Origin of the sequence: Methanosarcina barkeri 3, from assembly GCF_000970305.1 — an archaeon.
Classification (GTDB): domain Archaea; phylum Halobacteriota; class Methanosarcinia; order Methanosarcinales; family Methanosarcinaceae; genus Methanosarcina; species Methanosarcina barkeri_A.
This window is the reverse complement of the sequence record NZ_CP009517.1, coordinates 986,198-998,307: the sequence shown is the minus strand read 5'-3', so window position 1 is coordinate 998,307 and position 12,110 is coordinate 986,198. Positions and strand designations below refer to the sequence as shown.

General features: G+C 34.2%; 9 protein-coding genes. 7 read left to right on the top strand and 2 right to left on the bottom strand.

Going from position 1 to position 12,110, the window contains the following annotated elements; genetic code table 11:
- Positions 1 to 247 precede the first annotated feature (247 nt).
- The 3 genes from MSBR3_RS04045 to MSBR3_RS04035 all read left to right on the top strand — a co-directional run bounded on the left by MSBR3_RS04045 (position 248) and on the right by MSBR3_RS04035 (position 4,430).
- Complete coding sequence (locus MSBR3_RS04045) at positions 248 to 664, top strand: IS1/IS1595 family N-terminal zinc-binding domain-containing protein (protein WP_048106609.1); 417 nt, start codon at positions 248 to 250, stop codon at positions 662 to 664.
- Positions 665 to 1,325: 661 nt separating this feature from the next.
- Complete coding sequence (locus MSBR3_RS04040) at positions 1,326 to 2,789, top strand: COG1470 family protein (RefSeq protein ID WP_048106608.1); 1,464 nt, start codon at positions 1,326 to 1,328, stop codon at positions 2,787 to 2,789.
- Positions 2,790 to 3,347: 558 nt separating this feature from the next.
- Positions 3,348 to 4,430: a cytochrome c biogenesis CcdA family protein gene (locus MSBR3_RS04035; protein ID WP_230627767.1), complete on the top strand. Its 1,083-nt coding sequence runs from the start codon at positions 3,348 to 3,350 to the stop codon at positions 4,428 to 4,430.
- A gap of 482 nt (positions 4,431 to 4,912) precedes the next feature.
- Here MSBR3_RS04035 and MSBR3_RS04030 read toward each other — a convergent pair whose 3' ends face one another.
- A complete protein-coding gene (locus MSBR3_RS04030) occupies positions 4,913 to 5,404 on the bottom strand; it encodes a hypothetical protein (RefSeq protein WP_048106606.1) in 492 nt (163 codons plus the stop codon).
- A gap of 416 nt (positions 5,405 to 5,820) precedes the next feature.
- On the bottom strand, positions 5,821 to 6,141 hold the full coding sequence (locus MSBR3_RS04025) for a hypothetical protein (protein ID WP_048106604.1): 321 nt from the start codon (positions 6,139 to 6,141) through the stop codon (positions 5,821 to 5,823).
- A gap of 908 nt (positions 6,142 to 7,049) precedes the next feature.
- Here MSBR3_RS04025 and MSBR3_RS04020 point away from each other — a divergent pair.
- From MSBR3_RS04020 to MSBR3_RS04005, 4 genes are all read left to right on the top strand, one after another.
- Positions 7,050 to 8,105, top strand: a complete 1,056-nt coding sequence (locus tag MSBR3_RS04020) for a hypothetical protein (protein WP_155396717.1) — start codon at positions 7,050 to 7,052, stop codon at positions 8,103 to 8,105.
- Between the two features lie 79 nt (positions 8,106 to 8,184).
- Positions 8,185 to 9,312, top strand: coding sequence for a glycosyltransferase (locus MSBR3_RS04015; RefSeq protein WP_052723270.1), 1,128 nt, complete (start codon positions 8,185 to 8,187; stop codon positions 9,310 to 9,312).
- Positions 9,313 to 9,870: 558 nt separating this feature from the next.
- A complete protein-coding gene (locus MSBR3_RS04010) occupies positions 9,871 to 10,167 on the top strand; it encodes a hypothetical protein (protein ID WP_048106600.1) in 297 nt (98 codons plus the stop codon).
- Between the two features lie 701 nt (positions 10,168 to 10,868).
- Entirely contained in the window at positions 10,869 to 12,098 is a 1,230-nt protein-coding gene (locus MSBR3_RS04005; protein ID WP_048106598.1) for an acyltransferase family protein, read from the top strand.
- Positions 12,099 to 12,110 lie beyond the last annotated feature (12 nt).

Sequence of the window (12,110 nt, the reverse complement as noted above, 5' to 3'; positions counted from 1 at the left end):
AAACACTTTTAGTAATCAAAGCTCATGGATAAATTTAAATTTTGCAGGAAGAGTTTCACATTTTTGTATCTGTTCTCATAAATAATAAATATGATGGATTTTATTTGTATTATTGTATAGGTCAACCTGATAATGAATTTTAAATAACGTTTGTCTTTATGCTCATGAATCGATCTAAAACAAAGCGTTTAAAATTGAACTGAGCAAAATAAATATATTATTGAAGTTACAACTTATTGATTATATTATGTTAGTTGAAAACCAAAATGAGACTGTTTGCCCAAATCCTGAATGTGAATATTATCTCAGGACTGAAGGGAAAGCTATTATAAAGCGGGGAAAGTATAAAACCGGACACCAGCGGTACTACTGTAAACATTGTGGAAAGTTTTTCATGGATACAAAAGGTACTTCTGTTTATCGCAAGCATCTTTCCGCATATGAGATAAGACTAATATATCGGCTATTTATTGAAAAAAACGGAATAAGAAGTATTGAACGAATAACAGGACATCATAGGGATACAATAAGCCATTTGATAAAAGGCACGGTAAAGACTCAGAAAACGGAAGAATACCTTCTTAATCAAATCGGGCTTACAGCCAGTGAGTGTGAGAAGTTATGGGGACTTCTGGAAAAAAAGAGAGAAAATTCCCGAAAGTAACCCTGAAAAAGCAGGCATACGCTTATTTTCTTGAGTACGGGCAGGCCGATATATAATAGTGTCCGAAAGTAATATAGCCTTGCAAAAAGTTTTCCTCTTGAAACAAACAAATTATGTAATAATTTGGATAAAAATTACTACACATAAAGGCAGTTTTAACTTAGGAGAAATTAAGATAGGTAATTTTTTACATGGAGACATTTGGAAAATATCTGTCAGTAAATGTCTGCCAGTAAACATCTGCAAATAGACATTTGCCAGCGAACTTCCATCTGAAGGTATTTACTGGAGTTTTATCTATTTAACAAAAGAGTTTGTATTTAAGCAAATCCTTTTTATACTTTTTCACTTACTGAAAATATTTAAAGCTATTCTTTGGAGAAGTTTTTAAATCTATTTTTCTTATTTTAGACTAAGAACATTTAAAAAGCTAATTCAGTTCTGTTTATGAGCTCCATTGTGATCTTTACAAAAATTTGAAAATTCCATAAGTATTTTATAGAGGGACATCTAGAAAAGTTATTACATCCTAAAAATATTCATTCTCTAGAATTTATTAAAATTATAGTTTAAGAAGCAGAGTCTTACACAGCCAGTTTGCAGGAGATTGAAGCCAGTGCATTGGTTAGAAAGTATAATTCACAAGAAAGGAGCCAGAAACATGAGTAAAAGTACAGCATTGAAGGCAGCATCCCAGTTTTTTAGTTTATTGCTTTGCTTGATACTGTTACCGGCTGCATTTGCTCAGTCAGAAGAGCTTAACGGAACAGTTACCTATGAAAACGGAACTTACGGAAGTAACATAATTCCTATAGTTCCTGGACCGGAAAAAATTTACGAAAATTACACTGTACATGATATAAAACCTGCCTATCTCTCGATATACCTTACGCAGGGTGAAAATGAAACTTTCAATGTCAGTTTCAGGAACAGAGGTAACGAAACATTCAATATAGTCCCGAAAGTTGTAGCTCCACCTGATGATTACTATAATGTTTTAAATGAAAGCTGGGTTACGATTTTACCTGAAAATGCAACGGTAAATCCTGGTGTCGAGCAGAACTTTACCATTGAGGTAAGTGTTCCTGAAGATGCCGAAAGTGGAGAGTATGAGGCCCAGATAGCCTTCACAAATGATACTTATCCAGAAGAATACGATATTCCTGTATATATTCAGGAATCTGCTAAAGGATATAGTGATTCTGTATCTATTGGGGGATATAGTGATTCTGTATCTACTGGGGGATATAGTGATTCTGTATCTACTGGGGGATATAGTGATTCTGTATCTGCTGGGGGATATAGTGATTCTGTATCTGCTGGGGAATATAGTAATCCTATGTATGTTAATGCAGTGAACCTTTGTGTCTCAGTACCTGTCAATCCGAAGCTTGAGCTTCAAACAAGTTATGTTTCTGATATTGTTGAGCCCGGAAAAGAATATGTATACACCATAAAAATTAAAAACGTGGCAGGGAAAGATATTACAATCGATCCGAAAGTAATGAGCTACAAGATTTATGACTATTCATTTGATGAACCAGTTTTTGGTGATGATACAATAGAGATCTCTGCACCCTCAACCATAAAAGCCGGTGAAATTGCTGATATGACCATTAAGGTACCAGTCCCGAAGGATGCAAGCGGAACTTATGATGCTTATATCGAAATGAACGCTGATGGGAAAGAGAATGACGGATCTATCCCTCAAGTAAGCTTGAGCTTTACGATTGATAAACAGCCCACAGTCCCTTATATAAAAACTTTTAATACTAAAACTGACGACATGATAACAATTGAAGTTTCGGCCGAAACTTCTGACCAGGATACACCTTTGCGTATTTTCCCTGAAAAAGAAGAGCCAAGCTTTGAAATAAACCTGACGTGCAACTCCAACCCTGTTAATCTAACCCTTGTGAAAGTTGCTGAGAGTGGGACAGTAGATTCTCAAGGGTATATCTTCCCAATGTGGGCGATGGGAAACAGTTCAAGCTATCAGACTGATATCAGGAAACATACCGAAACGTATAAAGCAACTGGAGCAATCGGAAACTGGAAATTTACAATTCTTCCGAAAAACACAAACAGTTTCGACTACTCAATAACTGTTGAGAAATCCAAATAAAAATCCGAATAAAAAACTGAGAACTGAAATTTACGAAAATTGAGATTTGAAATAAAAAAAATCAAGGGAAGCTGACAGGACTTATTCTTAATTATTACAGGTTCTGTTTCTACTCTTTTCACTTTTCTTACTATTATAGTTATAATTCTACTAACTTTTATTATTAATTATATTTTCTTTTGTGTTATACTCTTCTTTGCTTTTCTTTTGTGTTATACTCTTCTTTGCTTTTCTTTTGTGTTATACTCTTCTTTGCTTTTTTTATGTTATATTTCATGTTTCTCTTTCGTTTTTCTTTTGTGTTAGAATTTTACTTTCTTTTGCCGTTATACAGTCTATTTTTTCTATTGGTATTTTATTTTCCAAATGCTTATATAAAACTGAGTTTTTCATAAGGATATGAGGTATGGGGTCCTGTAAAGTCGATGATATTTTAACAAAAATTAATATAGGGATAGATGAATTAAAACTAAAAGTAACACATTAATTAGTAAAATCGAAAGAAATAATTGTTATCAATACATATTTTTTTCACTATAAAAAGAGGAAAATTAAAGAATGAAAGCTCAATCTGGATACGGTCTCTTTCCTTCCATAAGAACAGACCTTAAAACGAGTAAAAATTTGAACCTTACTCGAGATTATGTATCCGTAGGTTCCGTATGTTTAAGCTTTCTTTACAAAATAGTTATGGAAGAGTATATGAAAAAGAAAAATGAGCGTAAATTGTTTGCAAACAAAGGAATTTTTTTGCTGGCCTGCATTTTTTTGTTGTTGAGCCCTGCATCCTTAGTTTCATCTGCGGTATCTGGAGGCCGAACAACAGACTGTTTTTATGGAGTATGTATAAACACATCAAGATTTTTTCTAACAGAAACTCAGATGCCTTCTACTTTTCTTACCGAGGATCTTTCTCTCCCCTTAACAGGAGCTCGAGATGGAAAAAACAAGCATTTCGAAAAAATCAGTCCTTTCTTACTTCTGGTGGCAGGCATCCTTGCAGGTTTTAATCCCTGCCTCCTTGCGGTAATGGCTTTTCTCGCTTCAGTTACGCTTGTCAAGCATGGAAGAAGAAAAGAAATGCTCAAAATCACACTCGGTTTTTCGGCAGGAATCTTTACCATGTATATGCTTGCCGGAACGGGCATCCTCATTGTTGTTAATCTCCTGCCTGACATTCAGGGAAGTTTTATAGAAGCTTCAGTCCTGATTATTTTCCTGCTCGGCCTCTGGCATATTTTTGATGCTTACTGGCTGAAAAAGCATGCAAAAACTACTTTCAGGACTCCTAAACCTTTAAAAAACTTTATGGGCAAAATGGATCAGAATAACCTGGTATTACTGTCCTTCCTTTCTGGAAGTATGTTCTCCTTGGTCAAAGCCCCCTGTGTAGGAGCTATCTTTCTCTCACTCCTGAGCATCCTGGCAACAAAAACCGATATTGTCAGGGGAACATTATATATGGGTATTTACAATCTAGGGCTCCTGCTTCCTGTAATAGTTCTTGGTCTCCTCCTTGCCTTCGGACTCAGCCCGAATAAAGTCACCGAGTTCAGGGAAAGGTGGAGAGTGGAAATAAGGCTGACAACAGGAATCATACTGATATCCGTTGCCCGGCTCATGCAGCTTGGAGTAATATAACATAAAGAGCTCTATAATGCTTCAATAAAAAGCCTGATATTTAAGTAAAAACTTGATATTTAAGTAAAAACCTGATTTTTAAGTCCTCACACAATTCCATCCATTTTTTTACTTGGCAAAGCTTCCAGTTAACTTACTGTGGAAGACACCAATGTGACCCTGAATAATATCCCTGAAAATGCACTTTTGGGGATAAAATCTGAAAAAGTATTTTTTTTAAAATTTTTTAGGTCGTCTGGTGTTACATGGTTGATATTACCACGATTAAATATTCAGTGTGAAAAATGATTGTGTTTTTGTGCAAGGTATGCAGGCAAGCTCCAGTTGAGCTGAAGGTCGGAACAAAAAAGAACTGAGAACTACTTTACGAGTGTTTGAGAATAATATTAACCGGATATAGAGACAACAAGAAAAATGGAATAAACGAAAAACTAACTGGTAACGAAAAACTAACTGGTAACAAAAAACTAATTGGTTGAGCTTTAAATTATTATCCCGTCATTGGTTAACGTAATACCGCAAGTCCCGACAAAAATGGCATCACGCATATCCACACCGTTTATGCTTTTTCGAGATACGTCGTTTATTTCCACGCTACTGTCAGTTATACGGATTTTCTTATCTTTTACATAAAAAGTTCCTGTTACTATTACGTATCTGTCTTCTGTAACTCTGACATTAAAAATAACAGTTCTATCTTCTTTTCGCGTCAGTGTAAAGCCACTTCCAGCCTCGATTTTTCCCTCTGCCTCAAAGTTTTCATTAAGCTGGATAAACTCATTTTTATCGATTTTTGCTATGAGATTGGAGTTTTCATCCCGAATCTCGGTCGTTAGAACCAAGACGCCATCACAGTTTTCCAGAGTGAATAAAGGTACCCTGTCGTCGTTATTTTGATCGGGTTTGTATGACAACCTGTATACCGGATCTGCATACACATTCGATCCAAGAATTAGCATATAATCATGAGTCATACAGTTTTCCTCTATGCGGTTTACAAAATAATATGATTTTAATTATCATATAATGGCTCTTTACAGTAATAAAAGCGCTCTTTAATAATACAAACAATGCTTTACAGTTATGAAACCCTGAATAGCAGTACAATAATTCGTTATATTCATACGATGAAGTTTTTTATATATCCTTACGACAAAGGAAAACAGAGCAATATAAAAAGTAAATAATAATAGGTTATAAAAACTCACATTATAAAATTAACGATTATATATTAATACTATCAATACACTAACTGTATAATTACAAACACTGATTTGAAATACTGGTCTTTCCTGTAAATTATTCTTTGTCAGGGCTACAAGACTGACGTAGCTTCTTTTTTCACGTTAATTCCGAGAGAAAATGATAAATTAACTGGTTGAGGTTTCATTCAGCAAAACTGTGCCCAATACCGTTGTGCTTTGACATAACTTCCCCAAAGCACGAAATCGTTCCATTCTTCAAGATCTATTTCTGTTGCTCTAAAGTAGATTTTATTCTGAAAAGTTGAATAATCCATATCGTACTTCTGTTTCATTTCAGCTATTTTCTGGTCATAGTAACCGGTTTTTTGTTCAGCCTTGTTGTGCACAAAACCCTGTAAGATTTTTTGCTCTTCCTTATTTAAACTGATTTTGGCCATACTATCCTTAGGCTCAAAGAGTTTTCCAGGCATTTTTATATAATAACAATAATCAATGGTTTCCCCCAATATACCACCTGTTATTATTCTGTCCCTTTCATTTAAATGTATTCGTGTGCTTGCTTGTTTTTTAAGTAAGATCCCTGGAGTTAAACAAAAACAAACTTAGGAGTTAGGAAATATCCCTTATAACAAGATATGTTAGTGTTTTATTCATTATCCTTTGTTAAACATATGTATTCAAAAATTTATAAAGTTTGCGGAAAAGTCCATAGATATTATGGAAATTCTAATCTCCAAAGAGTCAAATTTAAGCCAAACTTTCTCAATAACGTCTGAACTGTCAACTCAAACCTACCTGACTGAATAAAATGGTAACACTTTTCAAAGCTATTTGTAGTGTAGGATGCTCACTTTGAAGAAATAGTGATAATTTTCAAAAAATATAAATATAAAAAACTATAATAAGAGGAGGCGGAATTGATCATAAAGTATTTCATACTATTAAATTTAATATAATATTTTTATTAACGCATTCCTTATTTATTGCCTTTGATTCCGATCTACGTATATTAACTAAAGTATATACTAATAATTTGATGAAAATAGAAAGTCATATTAAACGAACTTTGAGTTTCCAGTTATATCGCAATATTGAATATTTAATAGGTATTGACAGGTTCTGACAATACATTTATAAATTTTTTATGATCTTACATGTTTATTGCTTTTACTTTAAAGCAAAAAACCACTTAAATGTTGAAGATTTATTAATCCAGAAGTCAGGATATAAGAGAGCCTATATTATTGAGCTAAACTGTTTGCGTTAAAACAATTGCAAAACAAATTATGGATTAAACAGGAAATAGTATCACATGAACTCAATTTCATTTTCTAAACACAGACCTCACATTCCTGAAATAAAATATATCTTATTAATGTTCTTCAGTACACGAATAATTTTAAGCATCATCGGAGTGCTATCTCGTAAAGTTTTATCAGTATATGGGACGAATCAGCCTATCTGGACAAAATATCACTGGCTGGATATATGGGGAGTTTGGGACACAGGCTGGTATATAGGTATTTCTCAGCATGGCTATACTCCAGGTTCTATGTACCAGGTAATTTCACAGCAAACTAATATTGCGTTTTTTCCCCTGTATCCACTGATAATGAGATTTCTAGGCTTGGCTACAGGGAATTACTATCTTGCTGGTTTGATAATATCAAATTTTTGTTTAATAGTTTCCTGTGTGTATCTTTACCGGCTTGTAAGGCTTGATTATGATGAAGATATATCCATTAAGTCAATAAAATATCTGCTTCTTTTTCCGGTTTCTTTCATTCTTTCTGGAGTTTTCACAGAATCCCTGTACCTTACTCTTACTTTAATGTGTTTTTATTACGCCAGAACAGGTAAATGGCATCTAGCTGGAGTCGCAGGGTTCTTTTTATCCTTAACAAGGTCTACTGGTGTTCTTGTCGTTTTACCTTTGCTTTACGAAGGTCTTATGCCTTTGATAAGAAAAGATGTAAACTTAAAAAGCCTTAAAAACTCCCTAAACAAAATACTTCCCCTGTTTTATCTCTTTTTAATTCCTCTGGGCACATTTTCTTTCATGATCTTTAATTATCACCTGACTGGAGATTTCATGGCTTTTGCACACTCTCAGGTGATGTGGCAAAGACATTTTGGAAATCCTCTGGAGATTCTAATTAACGGGTATCATGGGGATATTTACACAACCTTTGAGGCTGTTTTTGCTATCATTGCTATATCTATTTTTATATTATTTTACAGAAAAATCCGATTTTCTTACTGGTTATTTTGTATATATTCTGTTTTCGTCCCACTTTGTACGGGAATTCAGTCCATGCCCAGGTTTATTCTTGTAATTTTTCCTATTTATATCCTTTTTGCGAATATTACTAAAAACCGCGTTTCAGAAGACCTTGTTACTCTGTCTTTCGCTCTTCTCCAAGGTTTTTTAATGGTATTCTGGACTAATAGTTTCAATCTGGTGATCTAATTGGGATTCTTTAGCAATTTTATACAAATGCATGATTATTATTTCGCTTATTAGATTCAATTTACAAGTTGGAGTTAAAATGTATCCTATGTATGAACTAACAGTAATTATTCCCATCTTTAATGAAGAGATCAATATTGCCAGGATAATCGAGGCTGTGAATTCAACTCTTTCATTAAATAAGATTCGTGGGGAGATTCTTATTGTTGATGACGAATCTCGAGACAAAACTATTAAAATTGTCGAAGAACTTATGTTGAAATACAATAATCTGAGAATTATTGTAAGACACACAGACCATGGGCTTTCACAGTCCGTAGTTGAGGGCTTCAGGCAGGCAAATTCTAACACTTTTCTGGTAATTGACGCTGATTTTTCCCATCCTCCAGCACTAATTCCTCGTTTTTATGAAGAAATTAAAAAAGGAACGGATATTGTCATAGGAAGTCGATATACTCTCGGAGGAGGTATCAAACAATGGCCTCTTAAACGTCGGATTTTATCTCTTGGAGCAACAGGACTTGGAAGAATACTATTTCCTGAAGTTACGGATCCTGTAAGCGGCTTTTTTGCCCTAAAAAAGAAAGTTATCTCCGGAGCTCAACTTCATCCTCGCGGGTATAAAATTCTTATGGAAGTTCTCGGAAAGGGAAAGTGGAACTCATTTATCGAGATTCCATTTACATTTAGTGATCGGCAGAACGGAGAAAGTAAACTCACATTTTGCATCATAACTGACTATATAAAACAAATTCTAAATATCGCTAAGTATTCTCTTGTTTTTCGTAATAACCATGTCTGGAACGAATGGGAAAAAATAGGAAAATTTTGCTTTGTCGGATTATCCGGGGTACTGGTCAATGTTGGTTCTCTATATTTATTTACTGAGTATATAGGCCTTTATTATATTATATCCAGTTTAGTAGCAATAGAAATATCTATCCTGAGTAATTTTCTCCTGAATGATTACTGGACATTTAAACTGAAGGATAAAGTCGATAAATATACACAGAATAGATTTAAGAGATTTTTTTCTTTCCAGTGTATCTCAATTGTAGGACTTATAATTAATATAGGAATATTGTATTTCCTGACAAATTTCTTTGGTATCTATTATCTGGTTTCAAACCTTATAGGGATAGTAATTGTCTTTTTCTGGAACTATCTGATGAACAGGCAGGTTACATGGAAACTAAGAACTTACTGATACCCGAATATGAAAAATTGGCTTTCATGTATCCATAATTGGTTTCTGGGATTCAACAGGAAGAAAAGTTTTATACAAGAGGGTATCTTTTTTTAACTTAAAAATATTATAATAATGTTATAAACTTCACAGAGGCTGGAAAATTAAGAATCACTAAGAATGAAGAGAACCTGGTGAAAAAAGAACTTGTAAGCAAGATCCGCTAACACAAGGATTGAAATTTTTCATTTTGATATAAAGGCATATTGATAAGGATTTCTTATCTTCCAAATCTCGCCCGATTGACAGTGTGGTCCCACTAGAATAGAAATAAAAAGTATGTTCTGAATATCCATTTTATTTTTGGACATCTATTTCAGCAATTTGGGTGAAAATTATATTTACAAAGATAAGACTTATATTACTGTGGCTTATTGCTGATATAGGTGCTGTTAAAAATACAATAATAATAAACACAAAAATATTTTATGTATAAAATAAAACAGCATTAAAGCGAAACCCAATTATTTGAATCGAAAACGAATTTATGTTACCAATTGTACTAAAAATGTGATCCCTATGCCCAGAAAATACACAAACAAGACAACCCATTTTATTCTCCACGATGACGGTACATTCGATGTCTACATAAACAAAAAGTTTAAAGAATGCGGACTATATGAGGAAACCCCGGATACTGTAAAACTGAACTACTTCAAACACTTTTCAATATTTCAAAAAGAAGTTGGATGTTTGATTTCTGAGAATTACAGAATCTGGATAGAAGACAGGATAATTAATGTTCCCGGTGGCATCCTGGACAATGGGGTGTTCGTAGCTAACTGTGATGACGGAAGTACCATTCTGAAAGATTGAAGCTTATGGCATTCATAAAAATAGACAAAATTGTTTGGATTCGAAGGAATCCATTTTCGGAATTTTTTGTTTAATTTCTGAACTTTATCAAATTTCCTGATTTTTATCAAATTTCCTGATTTTTATCAAATTTCCTGATTTTTATCAAATCTTCTGAATTTTTGTACATTAATAATCAGTTGATATTTCCAAGAGTAGTTACACATTCGCTTTTGACGCTCATTTTCTGCTTTGTGTACACTTAATTTAGCATGAAAATTATGCCGTCAGTATGCGTATTCATATAGCTGTGTATATTATTCAAGGGATATCGTCTTTATTTCCTGTACACAGGTAAGCTTAGAAAATAGACGTAACTGAGCAAAAACTCAAGAATAAAAAACATAAAGAAAAAGGGTCTTTTCTAATCAGCAAGCTTTGATCTGGAATTCAGCACTAAACACCAGTACTTCTTTTCAACATTCTTTCATTGCAACTATATGATTCTAAAGCCAGACTCATTAAAACACGAACTAGAACAAATGGAAAGACTTATTTCATCTGCAGTTCTCGTTGTTCTAGAAGGATCCACCATAAACAATTATGGGTCTTACGCAATTAAGCTAGACCTGGATCTCATTTATTACATTCGGTCAATAAATATTGGTTTTGTGGAGATTTCTAGAGCATGTTTAAACAATAATTTTCCTTGAGTAATAAATATGACTGAAAAGATCAACTATCTTGATGGGCTACGCGGTATAGCTGCGATTAACGTGATGATAATGCATTTCTTCATTATATTGGTCCCAGCGATTATTTATAGTGATCGAATGCCTTCACATCTGGGGAATCTTGAACGGATTTTCTCGACTACGCCCTTAGGATTAATTGGCGCCGGAAACTTTTCGGTATGCATTTTCTTTGTTCTAAGTGGTTACGTATTGACCCAAAAATACTTTAGAACTAAAGACAAAAAAATAATTATAAGCGGTGCAGTACGCCGATATATCCGGCTGTTTGTTCCGGTGCTGGCAGCAACGGTTCTATCCTTTTTACTTGCATCAATCGGAGCATTCCGTTATTATATTGAAGCCGTAATGATCTCAGGAAATAACAATTATGACAGTTATTGGACATTTACGCCGGATATTGTTGATGCAATTAAGCAGGCGGTGTGGGGATCGTTTTTTACAGGAAGCGACACATATAACCCGGTTTTATGGACAATGACAGTAGAATTTTATGGGTCTATGCTTGTTTTCGCACTAGCTTTACTATTCGGAGTGCAACGGAACCGCTGGACATTCTATCTTGCCGCAGCCGTATTTTTCTTCAATTCTTACTATTTTGCCTTTATAATAGGAATGGGGCTTGCAGACATATTTAACAGTAAAGCTTCAGTGTTTAAAACCGATAACAAAATGATATTATTCGTTATACTATTTTCAGGGCTATTTCTCGGATCGTATCCGGTAGGCACCGTAACAAACGATTCATTATACGGTTTTCTTAATAACGGTCTCTTTGAGGTCCCAAAACTGACATATCATATCCTGGGAGCCGTTATGATAATGTATGTCTTATTGAACAGCCAGTGGCTGCAAAAAGTCTTTTCCTCTCCAGTGCCTGTATTTCTTGGAAAAATATCTTACTCACTGTACCTGGTACATTTCCTGATAATAAGCAGTTTCACCTGTGCACTATTCCTTGCATTGCATCCGATATTACCATACTGGATAGCTGTTTTTGTTTCATGTTTCCTGTCCGTACTATTAATAATACCTTTGAGCTACCTATTTTACAAGTACATCGATATGGTAGGTGTAAGACTATCAAAGGTCTTTTACAATCGAGCTATCGATCCTCTCATATCCAGCAACTTGTGGGATATAAAGCAGAAATACCTGTCAAGCACGATTTTTGGGATATATAATAAAATATTTAAATAATATTTTTTGTTT

Bases quoted from the DNA above. Each gene is read 5' to 3' on its own strand.
- MSBR3_RS04010 (WP_048106600.1), top strand. From the start codon at position 9,871: ATGCCCAGAAAATACACAAACAAGACAACCCATTTTATTCTCCACGAT.
- MSBR3_RS04005 (WP_048106598.1), top strand. From the start codon at position 10,869: ATGACTGAAAAGATCAACTATCTTGATGGGCTACGCGGTATAGCTGCG.
- MSBR3_RS04035 (WP_230627767.1), top strand. From the start codon at position 3,348: ATGAAAGCTCAATCTGGATACGGTCTCTTTCCTTCCATAAGAACAGAC.
- MSBR3_RS04030 (WP_048106606.1), bottom strand. From the start codon at position 5,404: ATGACTCATGATTATATGCTAATTCTTGGATCGAATGTGTATGCAGAT.
- MSBR3_RS04045 (WP_048106609.1), top strand. From the start codon at position 248: ATGTTAGTTGAAAACCAAAATGAGACTGTTTGCCCAAATCCTGAATGT.
- MSBR3_RS04040 (WP_048106608.1), top strand. From the start codon at position 1,326: ATGAGTAAAAGTACAGCATTGAAGGCAGCATCCCAGTTTTTTAGTTTA.
- MSBR3_RS04015 (WP_052723270.1), top strand. From the start codon at position 8,185: ATGTATCCTATGTATGAACTAACAGTAATTATTCCCATCTTTAATGAA.